This window comes from Peteryoungia desertarenae, from assembly GCF_005860795.2.
Classification (GTDB): Bacteria; Pseudomonadota; Alphaproteobacteria; order Rhizobiales; family Rhizobiaceae; genus Allorhizobium; species Allorhizobium desertarenae.
This window is the reverse complement of record NZ_CP058350.1, coordinates 1,759,448-1,774,469: the sequence shown is the minus strand read 5'-3', so window position 1 is coordinate 1,774,469 and position 15,022 is coordinate 1,759,448. Positions and strand designations below refer to the sequence as shown.

Genomic DNA, 15,022 nt, shown 5'->3' with positions numbered 1-15,022 from the left:
ACAGGCGTCAGAATTTGACCGTCGGTACCGCACGGTCAGCCTCATTGGCAATCTCGAAATAGGGTTTCTTGGAGAAGCCGAACTGGCCAGCAACGAGGTTGGAAGGGAAGCTCTCGACCTTGACGTTCAGGTCGCGAGCTGCACCGTTGTAATAGCGGCGCGACATCTGGATCTCGCCCTCGACCGTTTCCAGCGACTTCTGCAATTCGAGAAAGTTCTCGTTGGCCTTGAGATCCGGATAGGCTTCTGCAAGTGCAATCACCTTGCCCAGGGCCGCACCCAATAACCCTTCGGCAGCCGCACGACCCGTGACATCTCCTGCCGGTACCGCCTGAGCCTTGTTTCTGAGCTCGATGACGCTTTCCAGCGTGCCTTTCTCGTGGGTCGCGTAGCCCTTCACCGTCTCGATCAGGTTGGGGATGAGATCCGCGCGGCGCTTCAGCTGCACATCAATGCCCGACCAGGCTTCCTCGGCCATCTGCCGGGCCTTGACGAGGCCGTTATAGATGAAGACGACGTAGAGGGCGACGGCCGCCAGAATGGCGAGTGTGGTAAACATTCTTCAAGCTCCCTGCATGCTCAAGCGGCGGAACCCTAGCCGTTTGCCCCGGGCTTGTCATGGCTCTTCTTAGGGGGAACCCGCATCGACTTCCTTTCAATTGGCTTTCTCTCATCGATCAAATAAAGCTCTGCAGTTACAAAGCTGATTAAACTGCAACTGCTAATATTCGTCGTCATCTCCACCAAACGGAGCATGCCGATGCACACTGTCACCTGGACCTTAGTCCCCACTTGGGTACTCACTGCGAGCCGGGAAATGCTGCGCGCAGCGGCGACGAACAGGCGGCTTCCGGATATCTTGACCGACATGCTCGAGGTATTGACGAGCCTCACCGAGTTCGACCTTGGCGATCATGCGGCACTTTATGTGCGCGAATGCGGGGCGAAAGGTCACCATCTTTTCCACCACAGGCCGAACGAGGACTTTGTCTATCCCCTGATCATCGATCCTGAAAACCTATCCGACAGCTTGAGTGGCGGCTGGGGCCGGGCCTGCCTTTATCCGCTGCCCTTGAAGAAAGAGGCTGATCAAACAGCATTTGGCACACTTCTTCTTTTCGGCAGGACTGGCAAACGGATGAGTCAGGAAAGGCTAGGATTGCTGTCACTCCTTGTCCAAGACCTCGCCCAGGTGGTGATCGACCGGGGCAGCGCGGTTGGCACACTGATGGATGTGGTGGAGCTGTCGACCGACGAAATCTATATCTTTGATGCGCGAAGCCTCGCCATCACACGAGCCAATGGAACAGCGAGCGTCAGGACGGGCCATACTGGCAAAGCGCTCGCAAAATTGACGCCGGCTGCGCTGAAGGTGGGCGTCAGCAACGACGAGTATCGCGAAAAGATCGCGCCCCTTGTGAGGCGCGAAAGCACGAGTATCGTTTTCGATGCGTTTCATCGTCGGCGCAACGGAACCATTTATCCGGTGAAGGTGCATGTCTGGCGGGTATCCGGACAGGACGGGGACCTTTTCGCAGAGGTGGCGATCGCAACGGCTGATCAGCGCAAAGCCTTTGGCCTGCTGGAACAGGTTTTCGACGCGATACCCGGTGGCATCGGAGTTTTCGATAACCGGTCGCGGTTGTTGATGGCGAACAGCCGGCTATACGACCTGATGAACATCCCGCCGGAGCTTTTCCCACCCGGTTCGAAATTCGAAGACATCCTACGCTATAACGCGACACGCGGCGAATATGGTGACTGCGACCACGAGGCGATGGTACGCGAGCGGGTCGAGCAAGCTGAACTTGGATTGCCCTATAGCTTCGAGCGAGAACGGGCGAGCGGCAAGGTCCTGGCGGTGCGCTCGGAACCGCTGTCGAATGGCGGTTATGTGCTGAGCTACACCGACATTACATTGCGCAAGCGGGCGGAGAAGGAACTGATCCGCAACCGCGACGAACTGGAGAAGACCGTCCGTCAGCGCACCGCAGAAATCGCCGCCCAGGCGGTTGCGCTGGAAGAAGCGCTTGAGCAGGAGAAGAACATCAACGCGATGCAGCGACAGTTCGTGGCCATGACGAGCCATGAATTCCGCACACCGCTGGCCATCATCGACGGGGCTGCCCAGAGGCTCTTGCGAAAGAAGGGCGGCGTAGAACCTGCTTTTCTTGGCGAAAAGGCGCAACAGATCCGGTCGGCTGTCGCCCGGATGGTGGAACTGATGGAGAGCTTTTTGTCCGCAGGCCGGATGGAGACCGGTCGGGTGGAACTGTCACTCGTCGAGTGTTCGGTTAAGAAGCTCATCGAACAGGCGATCAAGCGCCAGAAGATGTTCTCCCAGCACCACCGCTTTGAAGCCGATCTTGAGGAATTGCCACCCATGATCCGGTGCGATGCGCTGGCAATCTCGCAGGTCATCACCAACCTGCTGTCCAACGCTGTGAAATATGCACCGCGTGCACCAGACATTCTGGTCAAGGGATGGCAGGAAGAAGGGTTTCTCTTCCTTTCCGTCAAGGATGAGGGCGTGGGCATCGATGCCGATGACATCCCGAAGCTGTTCCAGCCCTATTTCCGGGCGCGAACCTCAACGGGCATTGCTGGCACAGGGATCGGTCTGTCGCTGGTGAAACAGATGGTGTGCCTGCATGACGGCGACATCTTCGTCGAAAGCGTGCGTGGCAAAGGTACGACATTCACATTGGTCTTGCCGTTCCAAGGGCCGAAAGCCCTGGCGGATACGGAAGTCGCGCTGGAGGTCAGCGCTGCGTAAAGCCTGGTTCCCAACAGGGGGAAAAGGAGGAAGACATGATTACGGTGCTATGCGTTGAAGACGAAAGGGACGTCCGCGAACTCATCGTGGAAGAGCTCGAGGATGCCGGCATCCGGGTTCTTCAGGCTGAAAACGGCAAGGAGGGATTGAACAAGATCCTCTTTCACCGTCCCGACATCGTCATCTCCGACATCACGATGCCCGAAATGGATGGCCTTGCCATGCTGGGCGAATTGCAGATCAATCATCCACAGTTTTCGAACATGCCGTTCGTCTTTCTGACGGCGCTGGCCGATCGGGAGAAGATGATAGAAGGACTTGGCGCTGGTGCAGAAAGCTATCTCACCAAGCCGATCGACTTCGATGTGCTGATGGCCAAAATCAACGGGCTGGTGGTCCGCATCGAAAACAGGGTGGCAGCGGGGCTTGAATTCTGATGCAGCTTGCGCGGTCTTACAGGTGATGACGGCTTTGATCGGTCGTCATCACCCAATGAGGACTCAGGCTGCGCTTTTGCCGAAATTCACACCACCGGCATCGGTCAGAAGAAAGGCTTCGCCACACGCCTTGGCAAGCGTGCGCACGCGCAAGATATAGCTCTGTCGTTCTGTGACCGAAATCACACCACGGGCATCCAGCAGATTGAAGACGTGGGACGCCTTGATGCACTGGTCATAGGCGGGGAAAACACATTTGTGCAGCCGCTGGTTTTCAGTGTCAGACGGCGCGCCGGCGGCGAGCAGGGACTGACACTCCTTTTCGGCATCGATGAAATGGCGGTGCAGCATCTCGGTATTGGCGAATTCGAAGTTGTGACGGGAATATTCCTGCTCGGCCTGCAGGAAGACGTCACCATAAGAGATCTTCTCTTCGCCTTCGCGACCGTTGAAGTTGAGATCATAGACGTTGTCGACGCCCTGGACATACATGGCCAGACGCTCCAGACCATAGGTCAGCTCGCCCGAGACCGGCGAGCAGTCAATGCCGCAGACGGCCTGAAAATAGGTGAACTGCGAGACTTCCATGCCGTCGCACCAGCATTCCCAGCCGAGGCCCCAGGCGCCCAGCGTCGGGCTTTCCCAGTCGTCTTCAACAAAACGGATGTCATGCAGCAGCGGGTCAAGGCCGATCGCCTTGAGTGAGCCGAGATAGAGTTCCTGGAGGTTGGACGGGTTCGGCTTCAGGATAACCTGATACTGGTAATAATGCTGAAGACGGTTCGGATTTTCGCCATATCGGCCATCCGAGGGGCGGCGCGATGGCTGCACATAGGCCGCCTTCCAGGGTCTTGGTCCAAGTGCGCGAAGCGTGGTGGCCGGATGGAACGTGCCGGCACCCACTTCCATATCGTAAGGCTGCAGCACGGCGCAGCCCTTGTCGGCCCAGTAATTGTGTAGGGTCAGGATCAGCGCCTGGAAGGAGCGCTTCGGGTCCATATGCGGGGCGAGAGACATGGTCATGGGAATGTCCGGCATCAGGTTGTCTATGATGGGGCGACGAGTGCCACGAGCCGACGCCCGGGTCAATCTTTAAGCGGCGAATAGCGGGCGCGCGCAGGCGTGTCGAAGCACGGTCTTCAGTCCTCGTCGTCCCGCTTCACGCGGTATTCGCCTGTCTCGGGGTCCTTGACCAGGGTTCCCATGGCGCCGGTTTCCTGTTCCTCGCGTTCACGCTTGGAGCGCGCAGCAAGTTTTTCCGCGTCGGCAACAAATTTGCGGTAAAGCAGCCAGCCCCCGCCTAAAAACAGGGCCAGAAAGATAAGCTGCGCCATGGTCCTCCTCGTCGAAACGCTCTTGCAGGTCAGGCCTTAGAGGCCGTAGCGACTCCACAATGCCCTTTCCTCGATTGTTTCTGCAAGCCCCGAAACTGCAGATGCAGCAATCGCTTCGGCATCGAAAGCGGACTGGACGCCCGGGATCCGCCGCCCGAACAGGCCCTTGGCACCACTGATCAGCTGGAGTTTTGCGTCCTTCCCATAACGCGCCTTCACAGTCTCGCGCATACCACCAAGGCCATCTACCAAACCAAGGTCGAGGCCCTTGCGGCCTGTCCAGAAAAGGCCAGAGAATAGGGTGGGCTCATCGGCGAGCTTTGCACCCCTGCGGGCTTTGACCATCTCGATGAACACATCGTGGATTTCGAGCTGAAGGGTCTTCAGATATTCGATGTCGCTTTCCTTCTCGGGCTGGAAGGGATCGAGGATCACCTTGTTCTCCCCGGCGGTATAGACGCGACGCTCCACGCCGATCTTCTTCAGAAGTTCCGGGAAGCCGAACCCGCCCGAAACGACACCAATCGATCCGACAATAGAGGTGGCATCGACAAAAATCTCGTCACCAGCGATTGCCAGCATGTAGCCGCCAGATGCCGCGACGTCCTCGACGAAAACCAGGACACGCTTGTTGTTCTCATCGGCGAGCGCGCGAATTCGATCAAAGATCATGCGCGACTGGACAGGAGAACCGCCCGGCGAGTTGATCGAAAAGGCGACGGCAGGTGCATTCTTGAAAGAGAAGGCCTTTTCCAGAAGCGGAGCGACTGTCGCGAGATTGAGTGATGGACGAAACTTGGAGCCGCCGCTCATGATCGGTCCATGCAGGCGAACAACCGGGATGACCACGCCCTCGTCGCGAAACCGCTTGGGCACCAGCCGCTTCAAGAAATTGGCCATCAAACATCTACTCCTTCGTCTTTCATCATATGCCGGGTGATGTAAGGAGCCGGGAACCAAACACAATGGCAAGCGACAAAAATCCGCAAGCCGGATTGCACTCTCCATGCTCGAGGAGAAGGTTCTACCGGCCCATCCGAGGATAGGCTTTCAAACCATTGTTTAGATCGTCGACATAAGCGGCAAAGCGGTGGCTTGCGGGGTCATCATGCATCAGGAGCGGCGCGCGCAGCCTGAGCCGGGATCGCGAGCCCTTGATGGCGGAGACCAGAACGCGGGTCGCGCATTCTCCGTCACGCGGGTGGATAGCCGTGATTTCAAGGCCACCAAAGCGCTTGCCGCAGGCAGAAATAATCTCGGCAATCGACTGAGGTCTGGCAATCAGCGACAATTGCCCGCCCGGCGCCATGATGGCACCGGCGGTCCGGATCCAGCTATCGAACAGATTTTCCGTCATGGCATGAGCTTCCGCCTTCAAGGGATCGGGTGCTTTCCGGTCGCTGGCATCGTTATAGGGCGGGTTCATGATCACATGGTGAAAATGGTCGTCGGGCAGCCCGGCCGCGAGTCTTGCCCTGCCCGTCAGGGTAACATCAGCTTCCAGCACGCTGACCCGATCCCGAAATGACGCGTTCAGATCGAGTTGCAGGCTCTTTCGCGCAAAGTCTGCCATGGCGGGGGAGCGTTCGACCAGGAGTACCTCGGCATGCGGAAGCCGGACAGCAACGGCGAGACCCGCCGCACCAGCACCAGCCCCAAGATCGGCAACGCGAACTCTGCCGCCGCGATCAACCTCGGGCGCATCAACAAGGGCCGCAAGCAGCATGGCGTCCATGCCGGCGCGGTGCCCCCTGCCCTTCGGCTGCACCAGATGGAAACGGCCGCGATGGAAGGCGTCGATGGTCTCGTCGGACCCGGGCGACATGAAATCAGCCCTCCTGGTCCCGCAGTTCTGCGCCGAGACCGGCATCCGTCAGGATCTGCCTTGCCTCGTCAGAGCGGTCGGATTCGACCAGAAGTCGACGCGGTAGCATGCCAATCGAACCTTCCATGATGCTCATCGCCTGATCGGCGATCAGGGATCGAATTCCGGCGTCTCGCATGAGACTTTCGGCAAATGAGAGAAGAACTACGTCATTGGTACGGATAATCTCATGCATTTTACAGTGAAAACCCTCTGCTCGGGGATTGCCGGGACAATTCGCCCCTTGCCGTTCATTCCCCGGCTTTTTATTGTCGCGCTTGAAAACTTAACAGGAGTCCGGTGCGTTGGGCGTAGTCATACCGCTTGAGGAAAACAAAAACAAACAGGCATCCGTCAAACCTCTGGTGGACCTGACCAAGAGCGGAATGGAGCGGGTGAACCAGTTGATCCTGTCAAAGGCCGGTTCAGACGTTCAGATGATCCCGGAAGTTGCCAATCACCTCATTTCCTCCGGTGGCAAGCGACTGCGCCCCATGCTGACGCTCGCGACAGCGTCCATGTTCGGCTACGAAGGCGAAGGACATATCAAGCTCGCGACGTCGGTGGAATTCATGCATACAGCCACCTTGCTGCATGACGATGTTGTCGACGAGAGCGACCTTCGCCGCGGCAAGTCTACGGCACGGATGATCTGGGGCAATCAGGCGAGCGTGCTCGTTGGCGACTTTTTGCTTGGCCAGGCGTTCAAGATGATGGTTGAAGTGGGATCGCTTGATGCTCTTGATGTGCTGGCAACGTCCGCCGCTGTGATTGCCGAAGGCGAGGTCCTGCAGCTTTCGGTCGCCAAGAACATGGAAACGACGGAAGACGATTATCTGTCGGTCATTCGTGCCAAGACGGCAGCGCTCTTTGCAGCGGCTGCCGAAGTCGGACCGATCATTGCCAATACGGACCGAGCGACCCGCAATGCGCTGAAATCCTATGGCATGAACCTGGGCCTGGCTTTCCAGCTCGTCGATGACGTTCTGGATTATGGTGGCAAGGCGGTCGAGCTTGGCAAGAATGTCGGTGATGACTTCCGCGAGGGCAAGATCACGCTGCCGGTCATCCTGGCCTATCGTCGCGGTACGGCGGAAGAACGCGAGTTCTGGCGCAGCGCGATCGAAAAGGGTGACAGCAGCGACGAACAGCTTGAGATCGCGCTTTCGCTGATCGCCAAATATGGCGCGCTCAACGACACGACGCTTCGTGCCAAGCATTATGGCACCATTGCGCGGGATGCGCTGGCGCCGCTGCCCAATTCAGAATGGAAAAATGCCCTGCTGGACGTGATCGATTTCTGCATTTCCCGCGTCAATTGACGCTGGGCCACCGATCGTCTTGCGGGTCTGCTTCAAAAAAGCCATTCTATGAATGAATCATGTCGCCCATTCTGGCCTGTCCATGAGGCAGTCGGGCGCTCACAATCGGTTCTTGAAAGGCTTCTTCATGCGGCAAAGCCCCGCCATTCGCCTCCTTACCAGCACGGCCATCGTGCTGATGCTCGGCCTGACATCGACCACAGCAACAAGAGCGGCAGAACCGGCTCAAACCGAAACGGTTGGCTTGGAAGAGTTTGACCTCGCGCAGATCGAAACTTTCGCAGGTGCATTTCTGGCAGCACGTACGGCCGATACGGACCGCGATTACGAAAACGCAGTCCGCTTCTATCGAAAGGCCCTCGATTTCTCACCCAATGAGCTTGCCATCCAGGAACGCCTGATGATCGCCTTGTTCATGAACGGTGATTTTAATGAAGGCGCAGCGCTTGCCGAGGAGTTGAAGTCCAACCGGGCGGTCGAGCGGGTCACCTCCATTGCACGAGGCTTCAAGGCCATTCGCGATGGCCAGTATGACGAGGCCCTTACGATCCTTAAGTACCAGGGCCCCAACGATCTCGACCGCTTGATGAATGAGCTTCTCATCGCCTGGACGCGAGCGGGAAAGGGTGAGGGCAAGGAGGCACTTGCCAGCATTCAGGAGCTTGACGGTCCAAGCTGGTACAAGATCTTTACGAACTACAATGCCGGCGTGATGGCCGCGATGATCGGTGACGTGGACACGGCGCGCAAGCGGCTTACCGATACGGTTACAGATCGTCCCGGTGGTGCAACCGCGCCCGACACCTTCGCGCGGGCGGTGATTGCGCTGGCTACCCTCGAAGCGTCTGTCGGCAACAAGCAAAAGGCGCTCGATGCCATTTCAGCCGGGGACGAGCTGATTTCCAACTATGCGCCGTTCAAGGCGCTGCGGGATCGGATCGAAGCGGGCGAGAAGCCGGAGCCGGTGGTTGCCACGGCGGCACAAGGGGCTGCCGGAGTGCTGTTCTCGATTGGCGGCGCGCTGAACAGGGAAGGCGCCGAAGATACGGTCATGCTTTATCTCCAGCTGGCCCATGCTCTCGACCCTCAAAGCGCCGACACGCTTGTGCTGCTTGGCGGTATTGCCGAAAGCACCGAGCGACTGGAAAAGGCCATCGAGTTCTATAGCATGGTACCGGTGGATTCGCCGATGCGGCGGATTTCGGAATTGCAGCTTGGCCTGACCCTTGCGGAAACTGGCAAGGTGGAGGAAGCACGCGAACACCTGCAGGGGCTGATCGCGGCTGATCCGAACGATATTCGCAGCTATCTCGCCTATGGCAGTGTGCTGTCTTCCGCCGAAGACTATCGTGCCATGGCGGAAAACTATGATCGGGCGATCGAAATCATCGGGCCCAATCCGAACAGGAGCCACTGGTCCGTCTTCTTCCAGCGTGGCATCGCCTATGAGCGGCTGAAGGAGTGGGAGAAGGCCGAACCCAACTTCCATAAGGCTCTGGAGCTCAATCCGGACCAGCCGCAGGTGCTGAACTATCTCGGCTATTCCTGGGTCGACATGAACCGCAATCTCCAGGAAGGCCTGGAGATGATCAAGAAGGCCGTGGAGTTGCGTCCTGACGACGGCTATATCGTCGACTCGCTGGGCTGGGCCTATTACCGTCTGGGCCGGTTTGACGATGCTGTCAGAGAACTGGAGCGGGCAATCGAGCTTCGCGCCGGCGACCCGACGATCAACGACCATCTGGGGGATGCCTATTGGCGGGTCGGCAGGAAGCTTGAGGCTGTCTATCAGTGGAAGCGGGCACTGGCCTCCGAGCCCGAAGAGGCCGAGGTCCCGAAGATCCAGAACAAGATCAACAACGGACTGCCGCCGATTGAGGCTGATGCCGCGAATGCGACGACAAAGCCTGTTGAGGAGCCGGTCGAAGACGCTGATCGGAAATCCTGATCCGTGACGACTTCAACCGCTGTATCGGCTGGGCGTGTGGAGGAAACCGCGTCAGCCAAGATCAATCTTGCACTCCATGTGACAGGGCGACGGGAAGACGGCTATCATCTTCTCGACACGCTTGTGACATTTGCGGAGGACGGTGATGAGCTGTCGTTCGAAGCCGCCGCGGCCGACAGTCTGGCAATTTCAGGCCGATTCGGGCCATTGCTGTCCGGTAACAACGCGGGTGAAGCAGACAATCTGATCATCCGGGCGCGCGATCTGCTACGCGCTACGCTTGACGACACTGGCCAATATCATGGGCCGGTGGCGATCACGCTTGAAAAAAACCTGCCTGTTGCCTCCGGAATTGGCGGAGGATCTGCCGACGCGGCCGCAACTCTGCGTGGCCTGATGCGGCTTTGGGGTAGCGAACTTCCATCCGCGACGCTGATGCACATCGCGCTCAAGCTCGGAGCCGATGTGCCGATGTGCCTGTCTTCGGTTCCGCTGCGCGCACGCGGCATCGGGGAGGAGCTTCAACCTGTGGATCTGCCGGGTTATCCGATGGTCCTGCTCAACCCGCTGAAGCCGGTCTCCACTCCGGAGATATTCCGCAGGCTGGACAAGCGCGACAATGCTGCGATCGACGGGCTGCCGGCAGAGGCTGATGAAACCGCATGGCTCGCGGCAATGCGTGGCCTGCGCAATGATTTGCAGGGTCCTGCCGCCGCGCTTGAGCCGGAGATCGCCGAGGCCTGCGATCTGCTACGGCAGAGCGAGGCCGAGGTTTTCCGGATGTCTGGTTCAGGCGCCACCTGTTTCGGCCTCTACAAGACGGAAGCGGCGGCTCTCAAGGCTGCCCTTGCGCTTTCGGCCTTCAGACCCAACTGGTATGTACTTCTGACACGCAGCGTTGCGGGAGCCTGAAGATGAGCAGGATTGATGAAAGCCGCCCTTTCCTTCCCGTTGGGATCGCCGTACTGACAGTGTCGGACACACGCAGCCTCGCAGAGGACAAATCCGGCGATACGCTGGTGAGGCGCATCGAAGAGGCAGGCCACCGGCTGGAAGCACGGGCAATCGTGCCCGATGATCGCGTTGCCATCCGCAACCAGGTGGAGGCCTGGACGCTTCAAGAAGCAATCGATGTTGTGATTACAACGGGCGGAACCGGATTTACCGGACGCGACGTGACGCCGGAGGCCCTGGAGCCGCTTTTCGAGAAGCGAATGGACGGTTTCTCCGAGGTGTTTCATCGGCTCTCCTATGACAAGATTGGAACCTCGACGATCCAGTCACGGGCGACCGGTGGCGTTGCCAACGCCACCTTCATCTTTGTCCTGCCGGGCTCTCCCGGCGCCTGCAAGGATGCCTGGGACGGTATCCTCAAATGGCAACTCGACTACCGGCATATGCCCTGCAATTTCGTCGAGATCATGCCACGGCTGGATGAACATCTGCGCCGCAGCGGCAAATAGTCGGTCAAGAGGGGATTGCAGGTCTCGTCAGCTTCTGGCTTCCCGGGCCACCCATGACGGGATGATCTCCGACATCAGGCGGCGGGATTTATGTCCGTTTACCAGATGCCCAAGGCCGCTATCGGCTCTGGCACGCGCGAGCGCCTGACGCCGTGGGATCAGAAAACCCTGTTCAAGCGGCGGACGCGCTCTCATGAGACGGCGATAGAAGGGTAGCCTGTAGCGACTCGAGTGGGTGAAATGGGCCGGAAGCTTGTTAAGCGCCACATATTCCGCGACTTCCTCTATCCATCCCTGTGTCAAACGCGCGCCTGGCTCCACCAAGAGAAGCCATTCACCGCGCACCGTGGACAGCACTTCCTTCATGTCCCATTGCTGATAAAATCGGCAACCGGCTGCATCTGCGACTGCCGAAGATCCGTCCTTTGAGCCATGATCCAGAATGATGACATCACAGACAAGGCCTTCTACCGCAGCGGGTACAAGGATCGACAAGGTCTGGGCGAGTTCCGGTTCCTGATCCCGGCATTCCATGATGACTGTCAACATTGCCCATGAATATCGCAATGCACAAAAATTTGCCAGCAGACATTTTCAAAGTTTGTTCTTGCATTGTTCTCTTTTGTGAGCTAGGAATATAGTCGTCACAGCGAGCCTGTGAGACTCGCAAGGAGCCAAACATGACCGAGCTGTCCCTTGTCGGGCAGGCTGCATTTCAGCCTGCCAATACGGCTGATATTGCCGATGCGATCGTGAAGGCATCGGGCATGCGCATCGAAATAGACCGACGTCGTGGTCGGGGTGCGACCCTTAATCCAAGCGGGCGCTTTGAGAGCCAGGAACGCGTGGCCTTCGATGACGGCTGGCAGACGCTGGAGGACATGCCACCCTTCCGGACGGAAGTGCAGGTTGAGCGTCCACGTTCGGTTATCACCCGGAATGATTCACCTGACCTGCCGTTTGACCGCTCAGTCAATCCCTATCGTGGCTGCGAGCATGGCTGCGTCTATTGTTTCGCCCGGCCAAGCCACGCCTATATGGGCCTTTCGGCGGGCCTGGACTTCGAGGCCAAGCTCTTTGCCAAGCCCGATGCTCCGCGCCTTCTTGAGCGCGAACTGGGCAAGCCGGGCTATAAGCCCAAAACGATCGCGATCGGCACCAATACGGACCCTTATCAGCCGATTGAGCGGGAATGGCGGATCATGCGCCAGATTCTCGAAGTCCTGGACAAGGCCAATCATCCGGTGATGATCGTGACCAAGTCTGCGCTCGTGACGCGCGACATCGATATTCTTGCCTCCATGGCTGAACGAGGGCTGGTCAAGGTCGGTCTGTCTGTCACAACACTGGACAGGAAGCTTGCGCGACTGATGGAACCACGCGCCTCGACGCCGGCCAAACGTCTGGAAGCCATTCGCAAGTTGAGTGATGCGGGCATTCCAACCAGTGTGCTGGCTTCCCCCCTTATCCCGGCTCTCAATGATCACGAGTTGGAGCGTATTCTTGACTCGGCAAAGGTGGCGGGAGCGTGCGAAGCAAGTTATGTGCTTTTGCGTCTGCCGCTTGAGGTCAGCCCGCTCTTTCGGGACTGGCTCCTGCAGCATTACCCGGATCGCTATCGCCATGTGATGTCGTTGCTGCGTTCTATGCGGGACGGCAAGGATTATGATGCCGAATTCGGGAAGCGGATGCGGGGTACCGGCCCTTACGCCTGGCAGATCAGCCGCCGGTTCGAGATGGCCGCCAAGCGTCTAGGTCTTGGCCGTCGCAGCGCGCAGTTGCGGGATGATCTGTTTGTGCCGCCGCTGGGCAGTGGCGTGCAGCTTTCCCTGCTCTGAATGTGAGCGTGAGGAGAGGCATCCAGATTAAGACAGAATGGCCTTTGGCCGCTTTGAATTTCCGGTCGCGGATCCGCCGCCTCGCGCCCGGAATACCCCCGGCGGCCGCCTCGCCTCAGGTGCCCTGCCTGTCGTGATGCCGGGGGCTTGCAAGAGATCGGGTGTGCGTGCGACTTCTGCCGCATGAAAGCGCGCACGCCACCCGATTCTCCCAGGCTTTTTGACGATCTGCCGAACGGCCCGGACTTCTCGTTGGAAGAAGCCCTTCGGCGTAAGGGGGTCTGGCCGGTGGCCGGGACGGATGAAGCCGGTCGTGGTCCGCTCGCAGGCCCAGTCGTAGCGGCAGCCGTCATCCTGGACCGAGATCATATTCCCGATGGTCTCAACGATTCTAAAAAACTTTCGGCAAAGCAGCGGGACGCACTTTATGAGGAAATTCTGAAAGTTGCGACGGTGTCTATTGCGTCTTCATCACCCCGGCGGATTGACGCCACGGATATTCGCAAGGCGAGCCTTGATGCCATGCAGCGCGCAGTCGCCGGTCTTGCACTGCCCGCCGGGCAGTCCGTCGGCCATGTATTGACCGATGGCCGCGATGTCCCACCTGCTTTGCCCTGCAGGGGTACAGCCGTGATCAAGGGGGACGCGCGGTCAGTTTCGATTGCCGCAGCTTCGATCATTGCAAAAGTGATACGTGACCGCATGATGGAACGGACGGCGGCACTTTATCCGTCCTACGGCTTCGAATTGCACGCGGGGTACGGAACAGCCATGCATCGGGCAGCGATTGCGATTGAAGGTCCTTGCCCGCTCCACCGCATGAGCTTTCGACCGTTGCGGCCAAATTAACATTCACTGCATCAGCCATGCCAGAATGCAAAAGGCCCCGGTTCTCACCGGGGCCTCAAAAGACAAGATCGGCACGAATTCAGTTCAGACGCGCCTTCACCTCGCCAACGGAGGACGAAAAGAGCTTCTGCTGAACAGCGTCGTCAGCCTTCTTGGCCAGAACCTTCTCAGCAGCGGCCACTGCCAGATCGACAGCGGCGGCACGAACGGCATTCACCGCCTCCGTTTCAGCCTGCTTGATCTTTTGCTCCGAAAGCGCGTTGCGGCGGGCAACGAATTCCTCGGTCTTCTGCTTGGCTTCAGCCGTCAGGGCAGCAGCTTCGCGCTCGGCGGCGGCAATGATACCCGCTGCCTCGGCTTCTGCTTCCTTACGCTTGCGCTGATACTCAGCCAGAACATGCTGAGCCTCCTCGCGAAGACGCTTGGCTTCCGCCAGTTCGTCACCGATCTTCTTGGCGCGTTCATCAAGCGCCCTGCCGATCATGCCCGGCACCTTCAGGTAAGCGAGCAAAGCGAAAAACAGGATCAGGCCAAGCAGGGCAAAGAATGACGAATCCATGACCTCAAGCTCCCTGTTTCGTTGTGCCGCTGACAGCAGCCTTGATGTCGGCAGCGGTCGCCTTGGCGCCGATCAGTTGCTCGACGATCGTTCCGACCGTGTCGACCGCAATCGTGTCCACCTCGGCAAACGCCTTGGCCTTGATGTCGGCAATGCGCGCTTCGGCAGCGGCAACCTTCTGGTTCAGTTCGGCTTCAATCGCCGCGCGCTCAGCATCGGCCTTCGCCTTTGCCTCGTCCCGAGCCACAGAAGCAATCTGCCCGGCCTTCGCCTTGGCAGCGCTCAACTCGCGCTCGTAAGTTTCAATAGCAGCATCTGCCTCGGCCTTGAGGCGGGACGCCTCATCAAGATCCTGGGCAATGCGGTCATGACGGTCTTCGAGAATGCCGCCAACACGCGGCACGATGACCTTCTGCATGAGCATGTAGAATACGCCGAATGTAAGGACCAGCCACAGCAATTGCGAAGCGTAGGTCGACGTATCGAACGGCGGAAACACACCACTCGCCGGCTCGTCATGAGCAACGCCGGTTTCTGTGTGAAGCTGGCCTTCTGCCGGATTTTCCTGGGCAAAGGCGGGGGTCACAAACATGCTCACCTCCAGGTGTATTCGCAAATGCAGGGATCACAGC

General features: G+C 58.6%; 17 protein-coding genes. 8 read left to right on the top strand and 9 right to left on the bottom strand.

Going from position 1 to position 15,022, the window contains the following annotated elements; all coding sequences use genetic code 11:
• Positions 1-7 precede the first annotated feature (7 nt).
• Positions 8-559: a LemA family protein gene (locus FE840_RS08400; RefSeq protein ID WP_138285308.1), complete on the bottom strand. Its 552-nt coding sequence runs from the start codon at positions 557-559 to the stop codon at positions 8-10.
• A 258-nt stretch (positions 560-817) separates the two neighbouring features.
• On the opposite strand from FE840_RS08400, the gene FE840_RS08395 reads away from it, so the two are divergent.
• Entirely contained in the window at positions 818-2,776 is a 1,959-nt protein-coding gene (locus tag FE840_RS08395) for a sensor histidine kinase (protein WP_171033626.1), read from the top strand.
• A 35-nt stretch (positions 2,777-2,811) separates the two neighbouring features.
• Positions 2,812-3,213 (top strand): response regulator, encoded by a 402-nt coding sequence (locus FE840_RS08390; protein ID WP_138285310.1) that lies wholly within the window; start codon positions 2,812-2,814, stop codon positions 3,211-3,213.
• 63 nt (positions 3,214-3,276) lie between these two features.
• On the opposite strand, the gene FE840_RS08385 is transcribed toward FE840_RS08390, so the two are convergent.
• The 5 genes from FE840_RS08385 to FE840_RS08365 all read right to left on the bottom strand — a co-directional run bounded on the left by FE840_RS08385 (position 3,277) and on the right by FE840_RS08365 (position 6,607).
• Entirely contained in the window at positions 3,277-4,230 is a 954-nt protein-coding gene (locus FE840_RS08385) for a glycine--tRNA ligase subunit alpha (protein ID WP_138285967.1), read from the bottom strand.
• Positions 4,231-4,352: 122 nt separating this feature from the next.
• Positions 4,353-4,547 (bottom strand): hypothetical protein, encoded by a 195-nt coding sequence (locus FE840_RS08380; protein WP_138285311.1) that lies wholly within the window; start codon positions 4,545-4,547, stop codon positions 4,353-4,355.
• Positions 4,548-4,583: 36 nt separating this feature from the next.
• Positions 4,584-5,447, bottom strand: a complete 864-nt coding sequence (locus FE840_RS08375) for a S49 family peptidase (protein WP_138285312.1) — start codon at positions 5,445-5,447, stop codon at positions 4,584-4,586.
• A gap of 124 nt (positions 5,448-5,571) precedes the next feature.
• Positions 5,572-6,372: a tRNA1(Val) (adenine(37)-N6)-methyltransferase gene (locus FE840_RS08370; RefSeq protein WP_138285313.1), complete on the bottom strand. Its 801-nt coding sequence runs from the start codon at positions 6,370-6,372 to the stop codon at positions 5,572-5,574.
• Between the two features lie 4 nt (positions 6,373-6,376).
• Positions 6,377-6,607, bottom strand: coding sequence for a putative signal transducing protein (locus FE840_RS08365; RefSeq protein WP_138285314.1), 231 nt, complete (start codon positions 6,605-6,607; stop codon positions 6,377-6,379).
• A gap of 109 nt (positions 6,608-6,716) precedes the next feature.
• Between FE840_RS08365 and FE840_RS08360 the strand changes: the two genes are divergently transcribed.
• From FE840_RS08360 to moaB, 4 genes are all read left to right on the top strand, one after another.
• Entirely contained in the window at positions 6,717-7,733 is a 1,017-nt protein-coding gene (locus FE840_RS08360; RefSeq protein ID WP_138285315.1) for a polyprenyl synthetase family protein, read from the top strand.
• A gap of 127 nt (positions 7,734-7,860) precedes the next feature.
• Positions 7,861-9,681 (top strand): tetratricopeptide repeat protein, encoded by a 1,821-nt coding sequence (locus FE840_RS08355; protein ID WP_138285316.1) that lies wholly within the window; start codon positions 7,861-7,863, stop codon positions 9,679-9,681.
• Positions 9,682-9,684: 3 nt separating this feature from the next.
• Entirely contained in the window at positions 9,685-10,593 is a 909-nt protein-coding gene (locus tag FE840_RS08350; protein ID WP_138285317.1) for a 4-(cytidine 5'-diphospho)-2-C-methyl-D-erythritol kinase, read from the top strand.
• Positions 10,594-10,595: 2 nt separating this feature from the next.
• The gene (gene moaB, locus FE840_RS08345; RefSeq protein WP_138285318.1) at positions 10,596-11,144 is read left to right on the top strand and encodes a molybdenum cofactor biosynthesis protein B; all 549 of its coding nucleotides are present in this window, start codon (positions 10,596-10,598) and stop codon (positions 11,142-11,144) included.
• 27 nt (positions 11,145-11,171) lie between these two features.
• Here moaB and FE840_RS08340 read toward each other — a convergent pair whose 3' ends face one another.
• Positions 11,172-11,693 (bottom strand): glycosyltransferase family protein, encoded by a 522-nt coding sequence (locus FE840_RS08340; RefSeq protein ID WP_138285319.1) that lies wholly within the window; start codon positions 11,691-11,693, stop codon positions 11,172-11,174.
• A gap of 131 nt (positions 11,694-11,824) precedes the next feature.
• On the opposite strand from FE840_RS08340, the gene FE840_RS08335 reads away from it, so the two are divergent.
• Both FE840_RS08335 and FE840_RS08330 read left to right on the top strand, forming a co-directional pair.
• A complete protein-coding gene (locus FE840_RS08335) occupies positions 11,825-12,982 on the top strand; it encodes a PA0069 family radical SAM protein (RefSeq protein WP_138285320.1) in 1,158 nt (385 codons plus the stop codon).
• Between the two features lie 183 nt (positions 12,983-13,165).
• A complete protein-coding gene (locus FE840_RS08330; RefSeq protein ID WP_138285321.1) occupies positions 13,166-13,831 on the top strand; it encodes a ribonuclease HII in 666 nt (221 codons plus the stop codon).
• A 79-nt stretch (positions 13,832-13,910) separates the two neighbouring features.
• On the opposite strand, the gene FE840_RS08325 is transcribed toward FE840_RS08330, so the two are convergent.
• On the bottom strand, positions 13,911-14,390 hold the full coding sequence (locus FE840_RS08325; RefSeq protein ID WP_138285322.1) for a F0F1 ATP synthase subunit B: 480 nt from the start codon (positions 14,388-14,390) through the stop codon (positions 13,911-13,913).
• Between the two features lie 4 nt (positions 14,391-14,394).
• Positions 14,395-14,982, bottom strand: a complete 588-nt coding sequence (locus FE840_RS08320; RefSeq protein ID WP_138285323.1) for a F0F1 ATP synthase subunit B — start codon at positions 14,980-14,982, stop codon at positions 14,395-14,397.
• Between the last annotated feature and the right edge of the window lie 40 nt (positions 14,983-15,022).

Bases quoted from the DNA above. Each gene is read 5' to 3' on its own strand.
- FE840_RS08395 (WP_171033626.1), top strand. From the start codon at position 818: ATGCTGCGCGCAGCGGCGACGAACAGGCGGCTTCCGGATATCTTGACC.
- FE840_RS08380 (WP_138285311.1), bottom strand. From the start codon at position 4,547: ATGGCGCAGCTTATCTTTCTGGCCCTGTTTTTAGGCGGGGGCTGGCTG.
- FE840_RS08400 (WP_138285308.1), bottom strand. From the start codon at position 559: ATGTTTACCACACTCGCCATTCTGGCGGCCGTCGCCCTCTACGTCGTC.
- moaB (WP_138285318.1), top strand. From the start codon at position 10,596: ATGAGCAGGATTGATGAAAGCCGCCCTTTCCTTCCCGTTGGGATCGCC.
- FE840_RS08365 (WP_138285314.1), bottom strand. From the start codon at position 6,607: ATGCATGAGATTATCCGTACCAATGACGTAGTTCTTCTCTCATTTGCC.
- FE840_RS08325 (WP_138285322.1), bottom strand. From the start codon at position 14,390: ATGGATTCGTCATTCTTTGCCCTGCTTGGCCTGATCCTGTTTTTCGCT.
- FE840_RS08385 (WP_138285967.1), bottom strand. From the start codon at position 4,230: ATGTCTCTCGCCCCGCATATGGACCCGAAGCGCTCCTTCCAGGCGCTG.
- FE840_RS08330 (WP_138285321.1), top strand. From the start codon at position 13,166: ATGAAAGCGCGCACGCCACCCGATTCTCCCAGGCTTTTTGACGATCTG.
- FE840_RS08375 (WP_138285312.1), bottom strand. From the start codon at position 5,447: ATGGCCAATTTCTTGAAGCGGCTGGTGCCCAAGCGGTTTCGCGACGAG.
- FE840_RS08340 (WP_138285319.1), bottom strand. From the start codon at position 11,693: ATGTTGACAGTCATCATGGAATGCCGGGATCAGGAACCGGAACTCGCC.
- FE840_RS08390 (WP_138285310.1), top strand. From the start codon at position 2,812: ATGATTACGGTGCTATGCGTTGAAGACGAAAGGGACGTCCGCGAACTC.
- FE840_RS08355 (WP_138285316.1), top strand. From the start codon at position 7,861: ATGCGGCAAAGCCCCGCCATTCGCCTCCTTACCAGCACGGCCATCGTG.
- FE840_RS08320 (WP_138285323.1), bottom strand. From the start codon at position 14,982: ATGTTTGTGACCCCCGCCTTTGCCCAGGAAAATCCGGCAGAAGGCCAG.
- FE840_RS08370 (WP_138285313.1), bottom strand. From the start codon at position 6,372: ATGTCGCCCGGGTCCGACGAGACCATCGACGCCTTCCATCGCGGCCGT.
- FE840_RS08335 (WP_138285320.1), top strand. From the start codon at position 11,825: ATGACCGAGCTGTCCCTTGTCGGGCAGGCTGCATTTCAGCCTGCCAAT.